Below are 18,359 nucleotides of genomic sequence, written 5' to 3'. Positions count from 1 at the left end.
CGCGCACCGGCCAGCGGCATCCGGCCCTGCGCCTTTGAGAACCACACCCCACCGATTGGAAGCCCCATGGACACTCCCGACGACTCCCTGACGATCTCGCGGCGCGACCTGATGATCGTCGGCGCTGCCTCCGCGGCGGCGACCACCGCAGCGGCGCAGGCCAACCCGGCCGCACAGGCGGTGAGTGCGCCCCTGCCATCGGCCCAGGTCAGCTTGCAGGTCAACGGCAAGGCCCACACCCTGGCGCTGGACAACCGCACCACCTTGCTCGACGCGCTGCGCGAGCACCTGCACCTGACCGGCACCAAGAAGGGCTGCGACCACGGCCAGTGCGGCGCCTGCACGGTGCTGCTCGACGGCGTGCGCATCAACGCCTGCCTGACGCTGGCCGTCATGCACGAGGGCGCCCAGGTCACCACCATCGAGGGCCTGGGCACACCGCGCAAGCTGCACCCGATGCAGGCGGCCTTCGTCAAGCACGACGGCTACCAGTGCGGCTACTGCACGCCGGGGCAGATCTGCTCGGCCGTGGGCGTGCTCGACGAGCTGCGCCGCGGCGTGCCCAGCCATGCCACCGGCGACCTCATGGCGCGGCCCCTGCTCTCGGTGGACGAGCTGCGCGAGCGCATGAGCGGCAACCTCTGCCGCTGCGGCGCCTACTCGAACATCGTCGACGCAATGACCGAAGTTGCAGGAGGCCGGGCATGAAACCCTTCACCTACGAACGCGCACGCTCCCCCGCCGAAGCCGCCGCCGCAGCGGCCCGCAACCCGGCGGCAAAATTCATCGCCGGCGGCACCAACCTGCTCGACCTGATGAAGCTGCAGATCGAGGCGCCCGCCCACCTGATCGACGTGAACGGCCTGGCGCTGGACACGATCGAGCCCACGGCGCAAGGCGGGCTGCGCATCGGCGCGCTGGTGCGCAACACCGCGCTGGCCGCCGACGAGCGCGTGCGCCGCGACTACGGCGTGCTCTCGCGCGCCCTGCTGGCCGGCGCATCGGGCCAGCTGCGCAACAAGGCCACCACGGCCGGCAACCTGCTGCAGCGCACGCGCTGCCCCTACTTCTACGACACCGAACAGGCCTGCAACAAGCGCCGCCCGGGCAGCGGCTGCAGCGCCATCGGCGGGGTCACGCGCCAGCACGCCGTCATCGGCGCCAGCCAGGCCTGCATCGCCACCCACCCCAGCGACATGGCGGTGGCCATGCGCCTGCTCGACGCCAGCGTGGAGACGGTGCGCCCGGGTGGCAGCACCCGCGTGATCCCGATCGCGGACTTCCACCGCCTGCCCGGGGACACGCCGCACATCGAGACCGCGCTGGAGGCGGGCGAGTTGATCACCGCGGTGACCGTGCCCCCGCCCCTGGGCGGCACGCACCTCTACCGCAAGGTGCGCGACCGCGCCTCCTATGCCTTCGCGCTCGTCTCGGTGGCCGCCGTCGTGCAGCGCGACGGTTCGGGCCGCGTGGCCCTGGGCGGCGTGGCACACAAGCCCTGGCGCGTGGAAGCGGCCGACGCCGCCCTGCCCCAGGGCGCCAAGGCCGTGGCCGAGCGGCTGCTGGCCGGCGCCCAGGCGAGCCACGACAACGCATTCAAGCTGACCCTGGCCGAGCGCACGCTCGGCGCGGTGCTGGCGCAAGCGAGGACCTGAGCCATGAAATTCGACACCCCCGCCACCACCAACCCGATCGACCAGCTCAAGGTCATCGGCCAGCCCGTCGACCGCATCGATGGGCCGCTCAAGACCACCGGTGTCGCGCCCTACGCCTATGAACGCCACGACGCGGCACCCGATGCGGCCTACGGCGTGGTCGTCGGCGCCGGCATCGCCAAGGGGCGCATCGCCGCCATGGACCTGGACGCGGCCCGCGCAGCGCCCGGCGTGATCACCATCGTCACGGCGCGCAACGCCGGGCTGCTGGGCAAGGGCAGGCTCAACACGGCCAAGCTGCTGGGCGGGCCCGACATCGACCACTACCACCAGGCGATTGCGCTGGTGGTGGCCAAAACCTTCGAGCAGGCCCGGGCCGCGGCGCAGCTGGTGCAGGTGCAGTACACGCGCGCGCCCGGCCGGTTCGACCTGGCGGCCGCCAAGGTGTCTGTCGATCCCGCGCCCCAGCCCTCGGCCGCCTCGCCCGACGCCCGCCTGGGCGACTTCGAGGGCGCCTTTGCGGCGGCGGCCGTGCGCGTGGACGGCACCTACACCACCCCCGACCAGTCGCACGCGATGATGGAGCCGCACGCCTCCACCGCCGCCTGGCAGGGCGACCAGCTGACGCTGTGGACGTCCAACCAGATGATCGACTGGAGCGTGGGCGAGCTGGCCACCACGCTCGGCATTCCCAAGGCCAAGGTGCGCCTGGTCTCGCCCTTCGTGGGCGGCGGCTTCGGCGGCAAGCTCTTCATCCGCGCCGATGCGCTGCTCGCCGCGCTGGGCGCGCGTGCTGCCGGGCAGGCGGTGAAGGTGGCGCTGCAGCGGCCCCTGATTGCCAACAACACGGTGCACCGGCCGGCCACCATCCAGCGCATCCGCCTGGGTGCATTGCCCGACGGCACCATCACCGCCATGGCCCACGAGAGCTGGTCCGGCGACCTGCCCGGCGGCAAGCCCGAGCGCGCCGTGGCGCAGACCCGGCTGCTCTATGCAGGGGCCCACCGCCTCATCGCCACCCGGCTGGCCGTGCTGGACCTGCCCGAAGGCAATGCCATGCGTGCGCCCGGCGAGACCCCCGGCCTGATGGCGCTGGAGATCGCCATGGACGAGCTGGCCGAGCAGCTGGGCATGGACCCGGTGCAACTGCGCGTGGTCAACGACACCCAGGTCGACCCGCACCAGCCGGCGCGCCCGTTCTCGCAGCGGCGCCTGATCGAGTGCCTGCGCACGGGCGCCGACACCTTCGGCTGGAGCCGGCGCAGCGCACGGCCCGCGCAGGTGCGTGACGGCCGCTGGCTGGTGGGCATGGGCGTTGCAGCCGCCTTCCGCAACAACCAGGTCATGAAGTCGGCGGCGCGCGTGCGGCTGGACAGCCGGGGCATCGTCACGGTGGAAACCGACATGACCGACATCGGCACCGGCTCGTACACCATCATCGCCCAGACCGCGGCCGAGGTGATGGGCGTGCCGCTGGCAAAGGTGCTGGTGCGGCTGGGCGACTCGGCGTTTCCCGCATCGGCGGGCTCGGGCGGCCAGTGGGGTGCCAACTGCTCCACCGCTGGCGTGTACGCCGCGTGCATGAAGCTGCGCGAGGCCATTGCGCACAAGCTCGGTGTGCCAGCGGCCGATGCCGAATTCTCGGGCGGCACGGTGCGCGCCGGTGGCCGCACGCTGGCCCTGGCCGACCTGGCCGGCGCCGAAGGCCTGGTGGCCGAGGACGTGATCGAGTTCGGCGACCTGCAGCAGAAGTACCAGCAATCGACCTTCGGCGCGCATTTCGTCGAGGTCGGCGTGGACGCCGCCACCGGTGAGATCCGCGTGCGCCGCATGCTCGCGGTGTGCGCCGCCGGCCGCATCCTGAACCCCAAGTCGGCCCGCAGCCAGGTCATCGGCGCCATGACCATGGGCGTGGGCGCGGCCTTGATGGAGGAGCTGGCGGTGGACAAGCGGCACGGCTTCTTCGTCAACCACGACCTGGCGGGCTACGAGGTGCCGGTGCATTCCGACATACCGCACCAGCAGGTGATCTTTCTGGACGAGACCGACCCCATGTCCTCGCCCATGAAGGCCAAGGGCGTCGGCGAGCTGGGCCTGTGCGGCGTGGGTGCCGCGGTGGCCAACGCCATCTACAACGCCACCGGTGTGCGCGTGCGCGACTACCCCATCACGCTGGACAAGCTGCTCGCGCAGCTGCCACCTGTGGGGTGACTACCGTCAAAACAACAAGAAAAAGGATTCGAATGGGTGAAGTAGTGGTCGTGATCGGCCCCGGCTCCATCGAAAAGAGCCCGCTTGCGCGGGCCCTGCCTGTATCACCGCACCACACCACCGGCTACGGGATCACATACCCCAGCTGGTAGCGCTTGCTCGTGAGCATTTCGCCCAGGGCTTCCGAAGGCGTCACGCCCAGCCCATACCCGACGAAGAAGGCGCTGCCTGCCAGGGCCGTGAGGTCCTGGTCGGTGGCCAGGGCCGTGGTCGTGTTCTGCAGGCTGCTGGTCCAGGCGGCGGGGATGCTGAGCGCATTGGCGGCCACGAAGGTGGATCCGTTGTAGGCATAGATCGCACCGCTGGCGGTGATGGCCACGACAAAGGCATTGCCCTTGACGCCGTTGGCCAGGTGGTCGCTGGCGATCTGCACCTTGGCCGTGAGCGTCAGGCGCGTGGTGGGCCCGCTGGCGGTCACCGTGCCGGGCTGCGGGGAGTAGCTGGCATCGAACACCACGGGAGCCGGCTTCTGCGACAGCGTCCCGGCCAGCCCCGAGCCCAGTTGACCGGCGCTGTTGCTGCCCCAGGCCACCAGGGTGCCGTCGGACTTCAGGGCCAGGGTGTGCAGGGCCGCGGCCGCGATCGCGGTGTAGCCGTTGCCCAGGAGCTGGGGGCTGTCCACATCGGCCGGCGAATCCACGCCCAGCTGGCCGTTGGCATTGGAGCCCCAGACCCACACGGTGCCATCGGTCTTCAGCGCCACGGTGTGCGACGTGCCCTTGACCACCTGGCTGAAGCCCGCGCCCAGCGAGGCGGGCTGCTCATCGCCCTTCCACTGCCAGAGCGTTCCATCGGTCTTCACGCCCGCCGCGGTGGTGGCGTTCAACGCCACCTGCGCATAGCCGCTGCCCACCGGGCCGGTGCTGCCGTAGGCAGTGCGCCAGGTGTTCAGGACATTGTTGTTCGACACGTAGCGCAGCGCGCCGCCATCGAGCACGAACAGCGCGTTGTAGGGGCCGGTGGCCATCTGCTGGTAGCCACTGGGCAACTGGTCCAGCGAGCCACTGCCCCCTGCGGGCGCGCTGTAGACGAGCTTGGACTCGCCCCAGAACCAGACACTGCCATCGGCCTTGGCGGCGGTGTCGGACGTGAGCAGCTTGTCAAAGCCGGTGCCGATCTGCACCGGCGCGGTTTCGTAGAACTCCCGGTCCTTCAGGACCGCATGGCCCCACATCCACAGGCTGCCATCGGCCTTGAGCGCCACCATGTAGCGGCTGCCCACCTGCACCTGGGTGAAGCCGGTGCCCACACGGACCGGCTTTTCCGCGCTGACGGACGTGCCGTTGCCCAACTGCCCGTTCATGTTGTTGCCCCAGGTCCAGAGCGTTCCATCGCTCAGGATGGCGGCCGAATTCGACGCACCGGTGGCGAACTTCAAGACCGTGGCCGCGTGGGCCCCGGCCGCTGCCGCCACCAGGGTGCACGCGAGACCGGCCTTCAACGCCATGCTGCGAAGCGAAGCCAGCGGCCTGGACGGCAAGCGGCGGTCTGTTGTCAACACTGCCAGGAAAGTCATTGCGATACGCCTTTCAAAAAGTGAATAGATAGGGCTGGCCAAAAACAAGCAAAGAAAGAAAAAACGCCGGCCCGCAACCGGGCGCCGGCGGTGGCGCCACCTTGCCGCAGGGCAGCACCACCCGCGCACAGGGGCCGTCTGAAGCACAGCGCAGCATGCCCAGTCCAGGGCCCTGCGTCCATCCCCCATTTTTCGCAGCGCGGCCCTTCACATGCCACAAAAGGTTACAGCGGCAGCGCGCGACAGAGCACGCCGAGGGGCTCCATGCGGCGGGTGACCCTGCGAACCGAGGGGATTCATCTGCCTGGGTCGGCCCCCTGCCCACGCCACCTCGGGTACCCTGCGCCGCTTCAGCGCCCCGATGTTGCTTTTTGCAACGGAAAGAGGTTCCATGCCAAGGGTGTAGGTTCGTGCCCGGTTGGGGCTGACAAGGGGCGGGCAGCGTTTTATTTCTGGAGTGTTTTCAATGAGGTATCTGTCTTTTGCATTTTTGGCGGTGTTCAGCACGTTTGCACAGGCTGCAAACTTTCTGTCGATCCACCAGCTCCCGCACAAAACGCCACTCCCACCCGCCGCCGGCAGCTACCAATACACCTTCGACACCAAAGTCGGGTTCAAGCAGCAGTACGCCCCGACCGGCGTGACCGGCTGCGCCATCGGTTTCGGCACGGGCGGCTGCGCCTTCCCGGGCGGCGGCTCGCTGCCGCTGCCCGAATTCACGGGTGCCCAACTGCAACAGCACAGAGAGTTCAAGATCTTCATTCCCGCAGGGACGCGCTCGCTGCTGCTCTCGGGGTATGCCCCCCTCGCCACCCAATCGGCCTTCGTGCTGAGGTATGGCAAGGAACCTGTCCGCCTGGCCGCACTGAGCGATGCGGAATACCAGGCCGCCAGGACCGGCAAGCATGTCGAGGCCTTGTTCTCTCGCCTGGTCAAGGAAGATGAGGAGCAGTTGGTGGTGCACGATGGCAGCGGCAGCCTGCGCTTCATGGGCGGCCAGCTCGATGCCAAGGGCGGTAGCACCGACCAGGGCCAGTGGCTTTATGTGCGCCAGCTCAGCGGCGCCGCGCTCATGACCTACCAGGGAGCGATCGACGTCGACATGCCCAAGTACGCCGCCGGCTATGCCGCGACCACCTGGAACACCCGCAGCGCTCCCGATCCCGTCGACACCGTCAGCGGTGACGGCCCTGCCGCCCCGCCGCCGGTGGCAACGACAACGACGACAACCACCACGCCCGCCGCCACCGCAACCCGGGCCCCCACCGCCATCATGTCCGCTGCCGGCCTGCCCGTGCTGCTGGGCCACCACGATGCCGCGGCCTGCAGCGCGAGCCGTGGCCCCTCCGGCCATCCGCCGGTGGGTGGCAGCGCGCCATCCTGCCAAGCGCCTATTCTTCAGACCGCTGAATAGGGCCTGTTGGATGGACCACACCCGTTCGCTGGCGGAAGAGAACGCGTCGTTCGTCTGAAGTGCCCCGCTGCGCAAGCCCTCACCCAGGCCTCGCCGCCTCGCGCCCCCCTGACAGCTAGCCAACGACCGCGGTGTGGGCAAGGCTCCTGGCGATTTCAACGGCAGGCGCAAGGAGCATCAGCGCCATAGCCACCCGTCGGCCCCCATGGCAATCAGTTGGTCCACCCGTTCGAGCTGATTGCTTTTGCACGCCATGGCGAGCGGGGTCTTGTTGTGGTTGACGAGGTGCAGCGTGCGCGGCTCTTGCGCCAGGACACGGCTGACGAGCTTCATCAGACCGCGTTCAGCCGCTGGAATGACGACGCGGTATGGACAGTCCTGGGTACTGCCCTTCTTGCGGCCCGCATCCAGCACGTCCAGCCAATATAGCGCGACCTCCTCATGGCCGTTGTCGGCCGCGACAACGGCTGACCGAACCAGCGTCTTGCTGTCTTTCTTGCATTCGACGATCAGCCTCACCATGTCCAGCCGGCCTTGCAATGCGAGCAGCAAGTGTCAGCCGGCCCGAGTGGGAGAAAGCCCGATATTGCTTGGCTCGACTTCATCGTTTTCACGAAGGCGCAAACCTTCCGGCGCCCAAACAGTGGGAAGTCCCACTGATCGCACCATCCGTCGATCCCAAGGCGCGGGTGGAAGAAGCTCCAGAGCCTTCTCACGAAGGTGGACACTGCGGACACACGTTGACCGGATATGCCAAGCTTGTCACTTGCCCAATCTGCGGCGAGCGGGCTGGACTGACGTAGGCTTGCGGGTCCTCTGCCAGCATGTCCTTGCCACTGCTACGATGACGGCCATCGGCCCGAAGCGGACGTTTGAGTATCTCCCCCACTGCCTCGCCTGCTCATGAAATCTGAAGATGTATCTTCCGTGTCAGTGAAAGCGCTATTCGGCGGAAACCGTGTGCGAATCGGCGAGAGGGAGGTTTTTGTAGTGCTGCTCATCCCTGAAAGCGAGTGGCGTCCGCTTCGTGCCTCATGGTGGCGCGGAAAAGAGGCGTGCATCATCGGTGCCGATGAGAGCGGGAACTTCTTTTTGAGGCACTGCGATGGCTCGGTTCGCCACTGGGACCACAAGCTCGGCGCGGACCTCAAGATCGCGGCCAGCGTCCGCGATTTCATCACCATGATTGGATAGCTCGACGGTCGAGTAGCGGCCACAACCGGACTTTAGATAGACACGGCAAATGCTTGATGCAGGGCATGAAATCCTCCGTTGCATGCGTCGCCCAGTGCGACAGAAACGGATTGATCAAGTATGTCCACAATGTCGTTGTTCTGAAGCGCTGTCATCTGGCAGCAGAACCTTGTCATCCACGCCCCAGTCCCTGACATGCAGCCGCCCGCACTCCTTACCGCATCCTCCCGTGACTACGCGCCGCCCGACCAGTTCGATGCGTTGCGCCGCACGCAATTTATCCCATCGCGACTGCTGGACTTGACGGACGCCAGCCACAACAGCGGGCAGATGCACTGGCAGGCCAGTATCGGGCATGGCAGCCAAGCCAGTTTTGGCTTGTATGCGGGAGCGCCTATTGAAACCCGTCGGCATGCGCGCACCATGCCTGCTGCGCCCGATGCCGTCATCGTGACCTGGCTGCGCAGTGGCCATCTGGTGCAGGAGGCGCCTAGCGGAGCGCAAAGCCGCTTGCAGTCGGGGGATTTGCATGTGTACGACACCACGCAGCCCATGGATTTTCACTGCGGCGCCTTGGACGATGCTTTCCTTATATTGCCGCGCCATTTGGTGAGTGAGGCTCTGGGTAGCACAGAGCGCCATTTGCGCATCGACCGGCTTCCCGCCACCGCCACCCACACGCTGGCTCCCTTTCTGCAAGCTCAGCTCAGTCTGCTGCATCAGCATGGTGCGGGTCTGTCCGCGATGGCGCTTGCCACTGCCATCGATGCAGCCTCCAGCCTCGCGCTGACCTGCCTGCGGGAGGCTGCGGGCCTGGCCACGCACGGCTCTGGCAACGACCCTGGCGCATTCGCCCCTGGCCTTTTGGCCGCTGCGCGCCATGTCATGCGCACGCGCCTGCACCAGCACGACCTGCAGGTGCAACACATTGCGCAGGCCATCCACACTTCGCGCGCTCAGCTCTACCGCAGCTTTGCCGAGCAGGGCAGCAGCGTTTACGCCGAACTGCGAGAGATGCGCCTGCAAGCCGCACGCCAGCACATCGAGCGCGGCGGCGATCCCATCAGCACGATTGCGTGGCGCTGCGGTTTCAGCACCCCGAGCACCTTCAGCCGGGCGTTTCGCTCACGCTTTGGCACCAGTCCGCAGGAATGGCGCGCCGAGCGGGCCGTGGCGCCGCTTCTGTAGGTCCCCCCGCTCTGCTGTTGCCCGGTTGCAACGGGCGCTGTGCCTGGCATCTCCATTGCTGCGCACGGCGTCTCTGATTGCGTCCGCACGCCGGGGCGCGCACCTGCGCGTTGCACCATCGATCCCGCTGATCAACCATACGACGGCGCGAAACAGGAGGCGGTGGCGCTGCAATCCCCCAAGGGTCAGCCGTCGGCAACGCAGCATCTTTGTTTGTGCAACTCCTGAAATAGCGACAACGCCATGCACCCATACAAACTAGTCTTTCGCTTGAGCCTGGCGCTAACCCTCATCGCTGGTGCACTTTCATCGGCGCTGGCTGCGGGCCCCACCGGCTTGCTAAATGACACTGGGCAAAAAGAGTGCGACGACGGGTCTTTCTTTATGCAATGGTGCGACAGCGGGAACAGCGATGATGCCGCCCCCATGCCGCGCCAGGATGGCCGCTTTGGCCGCGACCGGGCCCCGCTCAACAAAGTGGGCGGCGGTGCGGCGGGTTTTGACTTCACCAAAGTCTGCATGGATGGAACCCTCAACTGCACCACGGCTGCGGATACAACCTCCTCACCTGCATCCACCGCCTGGGCCTGTACCAAAGACAACGTCACCAACCTGATCTGGTCGTTGAACACGAGGGGCCCGACGAGTTGGAATGTCGCCAGCACTGCTACCTACCCCGATAGCGGTCACAACACGGCCAGCCGTTGCGGCTTCAGCACCGGCTGGCGCTTGCCGACCCGGCGCGAGCTGGCGTCTATTGTCCATCTTGGGGCAATTAATCTGACCATCGATAGCAATTACTTCCCCAATACGGTGAACACCTGGTACTGGTCCAGTGACACCTTTGCACTTGACCCGGGGGAAGCGTGGGTCGTCATGTTCGACTCCGGGGCATTGCGCTCAAATTCCAAGGCGAGTTTCACCAGCTACGCCCGCCTCGTGCGAAGCGGACCGTAATTTGATTGCTTTGGTGACTTTTTCCTGAAACGCCCATGGCCCGCTATCGCCATCTGCCCATCGGGAAAGCTGGATTGTTCCTGGCGTGTATTGGGAATACGAACTGCCGTGCTCACCAGCCAGCACAAATAAAGCTGACTACCGGGCTGCTCAAAACCGCAGCGCCTGGGCGGCAGCACCGATCACCTATCCGTCAGCCAAGTTGGCAATTTGAAGATCGGCTTCAAGAGGTGGACCGTACCGCCGTGTATCGCGCAACGGTTCACTTCTGGTCTTTTTGCCAATGCCATTTTGTCAAGCGGTGTAGCGCAACCATGAGTCTGAAGTCATGAAAAAACCGATACCTATTTTGCCAAGTTTGGTTGTGGGTCACTGCCACCCAATTGCCGCTCTGCTCGGCACGGCCGCACTGTTGCTGGGCTTCGGTTTGACCTTTCCGGCATGGAGCGCGTTGGTCGTCAACGCCGGCAATGGCACGGTGACCGACACCACCACCGGCCTTGTATGGGATCAATGTGCCTATGGCCTCACCACGACCACTACGGCGTGCGATTCCGGCACTGCGCACGAGGCCAACTGGGCCGACGCACTACAGACCTCGGTGACGGCAAATACCGCCGTCTACAAAGGCTTTAGCGACTGGCGCCTGCCCAACAGGAATGAGCTCGAATCGATCATAAAAATCGACAGTGTCAGCCCAGCCATTGACAGCACGGTTTTCCCTGCGACACCCCATGCTTACCACTGGACATCTACAACCAGTGCGTTGGACCCGGTTAACGCGTGGGTTGTCCACTTTACCCAGGCCTTCTCGTTCTCCATTCCCAAATGGACTCCCTATAGTTATCGCCTGGTTCGAGGGGGACAGTCTTGGGCATCTCACGACGGGTTAATTGCAGTACCCGATGCCCCAGCAGCACCCACCGCGACGGCAGGCAACACCACCGCCAGTGTGAGCTTCGTGGCTCCGGCGGACAACGGCGGCGCCATCACCGGTTACACCGTGGAATCCAGTCCTGCAGGCGGGGTGGACAGCAACGCGGGAAGCACCGGCTTGACCCACATCATGACCGGCCTGACCAATGGCACCGTTTATACGTTCAGGGTCAGGGCTTTCAATATTGCGGGCGAAAGCGACATTTCGCCCTCCTCAAACGTCGTAACGCCGGGTGTTCCGCCTGGTACACCTGCCGCGCCTACCGCCAGCGCAGGCAACACTACCGCCAGCGTGAGCTTCGTAGCCCCAGCCGACAACGGCAGCGCCATCACTGGATACACCGTGGTCTCCAACCCTGCAGGTGGCATAGACAGCAACGCGGGTACGACTGGTTTGACCCACACCATGACAGGGTTGACCAATGGCACGGCGTACACCTTTACCGTAAGGGCAACTAACAGTACCGGCCCTGGTAACGCGTCGGCTGCATCCAACAGCGTGACGCCTATGGGAGCACCCCTGGTCCCCGCAGCGCCTACAGCTACTGCTGGCAACGCCTCGGCAACAGTCAGCTTTGCAGCCCCGGCGAATAACGGCAGCCCCATTACCGGCTACACCGTCACTGGGACCCCCACTGGCGGTGGCGCCAGCGTTGGCTGTTCGACATCCGGCGCGCTGGTTTGCACCGCGTCTGGTTTGAACAACGGCACTGCATATACCTTCCGGGTCACGGCTACCAATCTTGCGGGCACCAGTAGCATGTCGCCTGCATCTAACAGCGTCACGCCGTCTGCTCCGCCCAGTACACCTGCCGCGCCCACCGCCAGCGCAGGCAACACCACTGCCAGCGTGAGCTGGGCCGCACCAGCAAACGACGGCGGCCGCCCCATCATCAGCTACACCGTCACCGGCACCCCCGGCGGCACCTGCACGGTGGCCGCAGCCGCGCCCCGCACCTGCACCATTGCAGCCCTGATCAACGGCACGCCTTACACCTTCACCGTGAAGGCCACCAACGCCGTGGGCGATAGCCTGGCATCTGCTGCCAGCACCGCAGTGATCCCCACAGTCCCTGTGATCCACCCACCTGCCGAAGACCCCGCTCCCACGTCGACGACCATCAACACCCCGGGCAGCACGACCACCATCGCCAACCCATCCCTGCCGGTGTTGGTGGGCCCGGGTGCGGGCGGCGGCACCATCGTGGTGCCCGGCACGGGCACCACGCCCGTCAGGCTGCAAGTCTCCATCAATGGCCAGCCGCTCACCGTGCAGGCGCTGCCGGGCACGCAGCTGCGCATCGCCGAGGTCAATGGCCAGAACGTGCTGGTGCTCGTGGTGCTGCAGGGCTGGGCCTCCATGGCCTCCAGTGCCGTGGGCCAGCCCCTGGTGCTGGCCGGGCCGGTTCTGCTCAGCGCGGGTAGTGCAGGCACCATCATCGAGGCCCAGCCGCTGGCCGTGGCGGTGGTGGCGGGCGCGTTGGTACCGCCCCAAGGCAGCCTGCCGCAACTGGGCAGCCAAGGCCTGCTCGCTGGAGAGCGCCTGCGGGTGGACGCGCAGGGCAAACCCGTGTCCATTGCACTCGGCTCGCTCAAGGGCGATGCCCAGCAAGTGGGTGATGCCATGGTGTTTGCCAACCTGCCCGGCAGCATTACCGTCGATGGCGCGGCGTTTGCGCGCATTCAGGGCCCCGTCGCGCGGCTGCAAGGTGTGGGCCTGGCCCAGGGGCTGGAGGCAGCGCCCTCGGGCGTGTTCCTCGTGCGCGATGGTGGCCAGGTCTTCCAGCTGCTGCCCACGCAGCCCATCACCATTGACGCGACCTTGCCCGATGGCATCACGTTCACCCCGCTGGGCCTGCTGCGCTGGGTGCGCAGTGGAATGGTGGTGCAGTTCGCACCTGCCGTGGCCGACCTGGCCGGTCTCGCCCGTGCCGTGACGGCCGTGCTGCCCGATGCGCAGATCAACCTGGGCGCCGAAGGCGTGCTGCAGCTGCGCACCGGCGGGCAGACCTATGTGCTGCGGCCGGGCTGGACGGGTGGCGGCGCGGCAGCGGGCACTCCGCAGATCGACCTGGATGAACAAGGCCGCCTCTACTTGCAGACAGGGCAGGGCGCACGGCAGCTACTGCTGCCCGCACTGCTCAGCGCCATCCAGGCCAGCAGCATCGTCACCACAGCCTTGCCCGGCGCCGTGCTGGCCATGCAACCTGGCAGCAGCGATGGCTCATTGACGCTAACCTTGGCCGGTCAGGCATGGCACCTGGTGCCGCAATGGATGCTGCCCACCGGTGGCACGGCCCAGGTGCCGCCGCAGGCCGGGCCGTGGTGGGTGGGGGGTGATGGATTGCTTTACCTGCAGTTGGGTACACAGGTGCAGGCAGTGCGCATCGCCGAGTGAGCAATCGGCCAGAAGCGGAAATTCACTTCACGGCGCTACCGATGCAAATCGTTCTCGAATCTTCTCGGCGTATCGCTCTTCGTGAACTACTGCTGCGCGGAGCCTCCCATTGAAGCTTGCTGCAATGGGTCAGCTCGACCGATGGGCTAACCCTTGTCTTGGAGCCGTCGCCATACGGCTTTGATGATGACCATAGACGCCTCGTCTGGATGGCAGTCCTTTCCACAAGCGTTCTCCAAGAGACTGCGATTTCCGCGCCATAGGCCGTAATGGTTTCGAATTCCTGTCCCCCAACCCCTGTGGAACCTGATGAGGTCTCGTTCCGGTGTGTCCCGAACAGTCTTCCTACTCTGTTCCGACATGGTGGAGAGTATGTCCTTTACAGTTGCTTCAACTGTCACTGGCCACTTATTAGGTCCCAGTTGTTCCTCTGAATTTTCTTCTGCATGACATGTGCCTACAAGAAGGAAGCTAGAAATGAGTACGATGAGGAAACGGTTCATGAGGGCTAACGTAGTGATTTATACCGAAAAACCTATGGGATAACTGGATTGCGCGAAATACTGTAGGCACTTGTTCCTCCTGGAATTGGCTTGCAGTATAGGTTTGCAGGTGATGGCCTTTTTAAAAGCCAGGCAGAAAATCCGATAAAACCGGCAGATGTCAATTCGGCCAACTATAGCTTGCCAGTAGCTGTGACAGAGATTCCAAAGGGCACGGGATTTCGAGCCAGTGGACAACAAACCAATGGCAGCGTCCGGATGGCGTTCCCCAACGGCGGTTTTGGGCCCATAGCCGCCGGACGCTGATACTCGGAAGCGGTCACTCACCGTGCGCGAATTGAACGACTGGTTCTGGGATGAGGCGAGAGTCGGCAATGCGCCCGGAGCAGTCCTTCAGCAACAGGAGAAGTTGACAGTTGTCCAAGCCGCCGAACGGCCATGTTTGAAGACGTGCGCCATCCACGAAAAAGCACTGCGCCACCGAAGCGATGCAATGCTGCAAAACCATAGCAGCTGGCGCCTGCCACATGGACGCCAAAGGCCCGAAAGAGGAATTGCCAAGAAGGTGTGCAGTGATTGAGTTCGATTTTGCCTCAAAGCAACTCCCAGCTTTGCGAAACCCTCTGACAGTCTTGCTCTACAAGCCTATCAGAACCCTTCGAACGTGCGCACCACTACCCATTTCGCATTCCCGGATTTCTAAGAGCCTGTTCAACGTCTTTTTGAAGCCACGCAACTCCCTTTTCGGGATGGGATGCTAGGCGCGGTGCGCAGCCGATAGCCGTGCTATCGGCAAGCGCCGCAACGCCGCAGACCGCCCGAAAATCGAAGGTTTCGCCGAAGGCAAAAGGCACTTGCCCGAAGGGTTGGGGCGAAATCGGGCGATTGGACGCCCCGGCTGCTTGCATGGGCATGAGCCCATGCGGCGCATCCGAAGCATCCACTCATACCGATTGCGCCCCAACGCGGCTGCAAAAAGACTTTGAACAGGCTCTTATGGCCAGCGATATGCAGCTAGTGTGCTTTGCATCGCCGGACAAAAAACTGAAATTGAACAGCGCAAAGCCCCGTGGGCTGCTACCGAAGGATGGACTCGGTCACCAATTTGGCGAGGTTGTCAATCAAGATCAAATGATTTCCTATGTTGGATTTTTCCAAGACCACTGGGCTATTCAAAACCCACGTTTCCTTGCCATCGCTCACGCGGACGAGCGAACCACTTTGGAGTGTCACGAAGTCAGATCGAAAAGTCATTGGCGCAGCGTTTCTGAATTCACCGAGGTCCAGGATAAGCACGTAATCGGCCGCAGCGCTCTTGCCCGCTTCCAGGGCGTCTGATTTAACGATGCTCGCAGAGTGATTGAGTTTTTCATTCGCTTCGAAGGGTGTCGCCTTGAATTGAGACAGGGTACTGAGTTCGCGGTGCACTGCCACTTGGAGATTTTTACCACTTCCTGCTCCTTGCGCATGGGCTTTCCCCCCTTGTACAACGTCGCGTGAAGGCATGATCAAGATTTTGGATCCGTTTGCGATGGGCTCAGACTTGGTAGTCGACATCGATGCACAGCCAGAGAGTACGATCAGGCATCCAATAACTGCTAGTGCGCGGCCGAGAAAGGAAGTATTTTTTTTCATGAGGATTGAAGTTTGTGCTGTTGGTTATGACTTGGGTTTTGGAGCGAAGAATGAATACGCATCGTCGTGCCGACCTCCATCTCTTGCGGCAGAGTTCATCAATGTACGTGATTTGGCTGGGTCCATTGGGGCGGATGCGGGTCGCCACTGGGCTTCTCGGTTTGAAGGCGATACACACTGCGGGGGCGCTTCACCAGGTTGAACGGCGGCTCCAAATTCAAGCGCTGGGACGGTCTACGCAGGGATCCGGGTGACAAAGGAGCAGCAAGCTGCAACCACCAATGCGCGCATTCCGGCGGCCCAGGCCATTCGAGCGTGGCAAGATTCTTCAACCTTCGAATCATTCGGTTCCAACCCTCCCCGTTGTATTTTCTCGCCGAACTACAGACGGAATCAGTGTCTGCTCCTGACGAGATTTCTTCTAACGTCTGAACGGCCGCTCCTGGCCGATAGCGGAAGTCTAGTTGGGCGCGGCAGTGCCCTGTATCACCCAAGAAGGCGACTAGACGAGCCGAACAGATGCTCATCGTCAGCGACCTGGAAATGCACACGAGAGCCGATCTCTGTGTCCAGTTCCCGCCGTTACCGCTGTCCAGGTCAATTCGCCCCCACTGTCCAGCAGCGACCGAAATACGCACCTGCCGGACTCCCATTGCGGGCCGTGCCATTGGCGCGCTCCTCCCCCACCACACCGGGCCTGGTGCCATCCATCACACGGCCTCGGCATTGGTTGGAGGGCATTCCAGGTAGCTGCCCACGTCCGCATGGGGTCAGAACGCCCTGGCCAACTCCAGGCCGCTGAACTTCTGCGACGACATCGCCTTGGCCACCGGCGCTGCACAGAGCAACATGGGGCGCACTCCCAGGATCGACTCGGACCAGACTGCGGGCGAAAAAATGGCCCGTTCATCCGGCGGCTTCTCGATGCTCTCGCACAGGGGCCCGACCGTGGTCTCCCGCCACCTTGCGCACAGAACACAGCGCTCGCCATGGGTCACCATGCCCGCCGTCGGCTCGTCCACGCTTGCACGAGCGGTTGGCAACACGACGAAGTAGCCCTGTGGCGAATCCAGAGGAAGATACACCAGACCGGTGATGCCTGCGGCCTCGAGCCCATCGATGAATCGCTGGTTGCACAGCTTGAAGTCGTCCGAAGTAGAGACGACATTCCTGCCCGAGCTGAACTTCATCTGCGGCACCCCGGCCTGCGCCAGCGCATGAAGCTCATCGACTTTTCCACACCTCGGACAGACGAACGGCCTGTACTGCTGGCGCACCACGCGCCTGCCACGAGGGTCGTCCTCGGAGAACAGGGCGCAGCTCAACTGAGGATCTCTGGCGATGAGTTCGTAATAGACCATTTGCGATTGTCTTCACAGGGAATGGACGGGGATTGTGCGGCGACCCCATCGGATTGCTGCACCGATCAACATGGCTGCAGGCACCCGGCGGCCAGGCAGCACAGCCCCCTGTCGGAGTGGCGGCAAGCTGTGAATTGCCTCACGTGGATGGAGGAGCCTCTTGAGCCCACTTGCTTGCCTTGAGCCGATGGCTTGCACCATCCGCGATGACGAACCGGGCCAGGCAGGATTTGCAGCGATGGATGCTGAAGGCTTCCTCCGCATGCAGACGGCCGTAGCGAAGGAACTGCGACCTTCGGCTGTGACAGACAGGGCAGCGCTTGAACTGGAAGCCGGACCAGAAAGTGATGGCGATGGTGGCACAGTAGCCCAGCGCGAGCAGCGCGGCTGCAGCCAGTGTCCAGAGGAGCCATTGCATGGAAAGCATCGCAAACCACTGCGCACTAGGTGCGGGGCACCTGGACATCAACGGCCCCGGCCCTGGCGCGGGCGATCGCGTCTCGTCTGGCTTCGCCCAGCATGCGCCGGATCGCCTTGGCTGCTTCGGCTGCCGGCCGTGCGACCTGGCCATGGCCGTCCTCGGCCAGGCGGCTGGCCAGGGCTTCGTATGCAGGACGGGCGTGGCGCCTGAGGAACAGGGCCACGTACTCGCGGATGTAGAAATCGGTGTCCGAGGCGAGCGCTTGCAGCACAGGCAGGTTGTCAGGATTGAGCTGGGGCAGCAGCAGCTCCACCGTGGCGGCTGCGTCGGCGTACGCTTCCTGGTCCGCGCGGGGCGCCATTGCGCCCAGCAGGCGCGCCACGACTTCGGCCTGCCGCGCCGAAGGCGGAATGGTGGCCGGCGCCAGGTCTTCGATGTGCGTGCCGCCTGCCAATGCCGCCCGCAGGGCCGACGCAAAGGCGGCAAGGCTCGGGTAGCGCAGTGATTGCCCGTCCACGCGATTGAACTGCAGCACCATGCCGGCCGCAGGGCCGCGCACCACGTAGCAGTGCGGCATGGAGTTGTTGGCGTCTTCCAACGCGACCAGGCCCAGGGCTTCGCCCCACGCCGTGCCGCGCACGGCCCGCGAGTATTCACGGCAGGCGTCGCGGCCCAGCACCGCAATGCCCAGCGGTTGGGACTGCAGGCTGGCCGCCTGGTCCAGAAACGCCAACAGCTCCGCTGGCGCATCCGCCAGCGGGTCATCCAGGTTCGTTGGGGCCATGGGCTGCATCTCCTCCTCTTGGGCGCAATCTACCTCAGCCCGCGCGCGCCACCAAGATACCCCCGGGGCAGAAGCTTGCCTGGGAGCCATGGCGGCGCCGTCCTACCCAAGGCGGCGCGCCAGCAC

Annotated in this window: 16 protein-coding genes; 8 read left to right on the top strand and 8 right to left on the bottom strand. The window is 64.5% G+C overall.

Annotated features, from left to right (window positions below; all coding sequences use genetic code 11):
* Positions 1–66 precede the first annotated feature (66 nt).
* Genes paoA through paoC form a run of 3 tightly spaced genes read left to right on the top strand, consistent with a single transcriptional unit; the run spans position 67 to position 3,866 of the window.
* Entirely contained in the window at positions 67–708 is a 642-nt protein-coding gene (gene paoA / locus AC07PA_RS22790; RefSeq protein ID WP_494606306.1) for an aldehyde dehydrogenase iron-sulfur subunit PaoA, read from the top strand.
* A complete protein-coding gene (locus AC07PA_RS22785; protein WP_494606307.1) occupies positions 705–1,655 on the top strand; it encodes an FAD binding domain-containing protein in 951 nt (316 codons plus the stop codon). Before paoA ends, AC07PA_RS22785 begins: the two co-directional genes overlap by 4 nt.
* 3 nt (positions 1,656–1,658) lie before the next feature.
* A complete protein-coding gene (gene paoC / locus AC07PA_RS22780) occupies positions 1,659–3,866 on the top strand; it encodes an aldehyde oxidoreductase molybdenum-binding subunit PaoC (RefSeq protein ID WP_494606308.1) in 2,208 nt (735 codons plus the stop codon).
* Positions 3,867–3,990: 124 nt separating this feature from the next.
* Here paoC and AC07PA_RS22775 read toward each other — a convergent pair whose 3' ends face one another.
* Positions 3,991–5,373, bottom strand: coding sequence for an RCC1 domain-containing protein (locus AC07PA_RS22775; RefSeq protein ID WP_494606309.1), 1,383 nt, complete (start codon positions 5,371–5,373; stop codon positions 3,991–3,993).
* Positions 5,374–5,908: 535 nt separating this feature from the next.
* On the opposite strand from AC07PA_RS22775, the gene AC07PA_RS22770 reads away from it, so the two are divergent.
* The gene (locus AC07PA_RS22770) at positions 5,909–6,856 is read left to right on the top strand and encodes a hypothetical protein (protein WP_494606310.1); all 948 of its coding nucleotides are present in this window, start codon (positions 5,909–5,911) and stop codon (positions 6,854–6,856) included.
* A gap of 177 nt (positions 6,857–7,033) precedes the next feature.
* On the opposite strand, the gene AC07PA_RS22765 is transcribed toward AC07PA_RS22770, so the two are convergent.
* A complete protein-coding gene (locus AC07PA_RS22765; protein WP_494606312.1) occupies positions 7,034–7,408 on the bottom strand; it encodes a hypothetical protein in 375 nt (124 codons plus the stop codon).
* Positions 7,409–7,759: 351 nt separating this feature from the next.
* Here AC07PA_RS22765 and AC07PA_RS22760 point away from each other — a divergent pair, with 351 nt between their 5' ends.
* The 4 genes from AC07PA_RS22760 to AC07PA_RS22745 all read left to right on the top strand — a co-directional run bounded on the left by AC07PA_RS22760 (position 7,760) and on the right by AC07PA_RS22745 (position 13,529).
* Positions 7,760–8,050 (top strand): hypothetical protein, encoded by a 291-nt coding sequence (locus AC07PA_RS22760; RefSeq protein WP_494606314.1) that lies wholly within the window; start codon positions 7,760–7,762, stop codon positions 8,048–8,050.
* A gap of 195 nt (positions 8,051–8,245) precedes the next feature.
* On the top strand, positions 8,246–9,238 hold the full coding sequence (locus AC07PA_RS22755) for a helix-turn-helix domain-containing protein (protein ID WP_494606316.1): 993 nt from the start codon (positions 8,246–8,248) through the stop codon (positions 9,236–9,238).
* A gap of 243 nt (positions 9,239–9,481) precedes the next feature.
* Positions 9,482–10,195 carry an Lcl C-terminal domain-containing protein gene (locus tag AC07PA_RS22750; RefSeq protein ID WP_494606318.1) on the top strand — a complete coding sequence of 238 codons (714 nt, stop codon included), beginning with the start codon at positions 9,482–9,484 and terminating at the stop codon, positions 10,193–10,195.
* Between the two features lie 328 nt (positions 10,196–10,523).
* The gene (locus AC07PA_RS22745; protein WP_494606320.1) at positions 10,524–13,529 is read left to right on the top strand and encodes a fibronectin type III domain-containing protein; all 3,006 of its coding nucleotides are present in this window, start codon (positions 10,524–10,526) and stop codon (positions 13,527–13,529) included.
* A 146-nt stretch (positions 13,530–13,675) separates the two neighbouring features.
* Here AC07PA_RS22745 and AC07PA_RS22740 read toward each other — a convergent pair whose 3' ends face one another.
* From AC07PA_RS22740 to AC07PA_RS22715, 6 genes are all read right to left on the bottom strand, one after another.
* Complete coding sequence (locus tag AC07PA_RS22740; RefSeq protein ID WP_369751530.1) at positions 13,676–14,032, bottom strand: DUF6794 domain-containing protein; 357 nt, start codon at positions 14,030–14,032, stop codon at positions 13,676–13,678.
* Between the two features lie 393 nt (positions 14,033–14,425).
* Positions 14,426–14,593, bottom strand: coding sequence for a DUF1010 domain-containing protein (locus AC07PA_RS22735; protein ID WP_157405920.1), 168 nt, complete (start codon positions 14,591–14,593; stop codon positions 14,426–14,428).
* Positions 14,594–15,109: 516 nt separating this feature from the next.
* Positions 15,110–15,538, bottom strand: coding sequence for a hypothetical protein (locus tag AC07PA_RS22730; protein WP_494606324.1), 429 nt, complete (start codon positions 15,536–15,538; stop codon positions 15,110–15,112).
* A gap of 899 nt (positions 15,539–16,437) precedes the next feature.
* The gene (locus tag AC07PA_RS22725) at positions 16,438–17,028 is read right to left on the bottom strand and encodes a hypothetical protein (RefSeq protein WP_494606326.1); all 591 of its coding nucleotides are present in this window, start codon (positions 17,026–17,028) and stop codon (positions 16,438–16,440) included.
* A gap of 139 nt (positions 17,029–17,167) precedes the next feature.
* Positions 17,168–17,446, bottom strand: a complete 279-nt coding sequence (locus AC07PA_RS22720) for a hypothetical protein (protein WP_494606328.1) — start codon at positions 17,444–17,446, stop codon at positions 17,168–17,170.
* Positions 17,447–17,471: 25 nt separating this feature from the next.
* Entirely contained in the window at positions 17,472–18,233 is a 762-nt protein-coding gene (locus tag AC07PA_RS22715) for a hypothetical protein (protein ID WP_007861218.1), read from the bottom strand.
* Positions 18,234–18,359: the final 126 nt, after the last annotated feature.

The sequence above is a fragment of the Acidovorax sp. GW821-FHT09B03 genome (assembly GCF_059418305.1).
The sequence above is the reverse complement of the archived record's forward strand: the minus strand, read 5'-3'. Positions and strand labels throughout refer to the sequence as shown.

Coding starts and splice junctions, on each gene's coding strand:
- paoA (WP_494606306.1), top strand. CDS start 67: ATGGACACTCCCGACGACTCCCTGACGATCTCGCGGCGCGACCTGATG.
- AC07PA_RS22745 (WP_494606320.1), top strand. CDS start 10,524: ATGAAAAAACCGATACCTATTTTGCCAAGTTTGGTTGTGGGTCACTGC.
- AC07PA_RS22760 (WP_494606314.1), top strand. CDS start 7,760: ATGAAATCTGAAGATGTATCTTCCGTGTCAGTGAAAGCGCTATTCGGC.
- AC07PA_RS22740 (WP_369751530.1), bottom strand. CDS start 14,032: ATGAACCGTTTCCTCATCGTACTCATTTCTAGCTTCCTTCTTGTAGGC.
- AC07PA_RS22755 (WP_494606316.1), top strand. CDS start 8,246: ATGCAGCCGCCCGCACTCCTTACCGCATCCTCCCGTGACTACGCGCCG.
- AC07PA_RS22785 (WP_494606307.1), top strand. CDS start 705: ATGAAACCCTTCACCTACGAACGCGCACGCTCCCCCGCCGAAGCCGCC.
- AC07PA_RS22770 (WP_494606310.1), top strand. CDS start 5,909: ATGAGGTATCTGTCTTTTGCATTTTTGGCGGTGTTCAGCACGTTTGCA.
- AC07PA_RS22715 (WP_007861218.1), bottom strand. CDS start 18,233: ATGGCCCCAACGAACCTGGATGACCCGCTGGCGGATGCGCCAGCGGAG.
- AC07PA_RS22725 (WP_494606326.1), bottom strand. CDS start 17,028: ATGGTCTATTACGAACTCATCGCCAGAGATCCTCAGTTGAGCTGCGCC.
- AC07PA_RS22775 (WP_494606309.1), bottom strand. CDS start 5,373: ATGGCGTTGAAGGCCGGTCTCGCGTGCACCCTGGTGGCGGCAGCGGCC.
- AC07PA_RS22750 (WP_494606318.1), top strand. CDS start 9,482: ATGCACCCATACAAACTAGTCTTTCGCTTGAGCCTGGCGCTAACCCTC.
- AC07PA_RS22730 (WP_494606324.1), bottom strand. CDS start 15,538: ATGCCTTCACGCGACGTTGTACAAGGGGGGAAAGCCCATGCGCAAGGA.
- paoC (WP_494606308.1), top strand. CDS start 1,659: ATGAAATTCGACACCCCCGCCACCACCAACCCGATCGACCAGCTCAAG.
- AC07PA_RS22720 (WP_494606328.1), bottom strand. CDS start 17,446: ATGCAATGGCTCCTCTGGACACTGGCTGCAGCCGCGCTGCTCGCGCTG.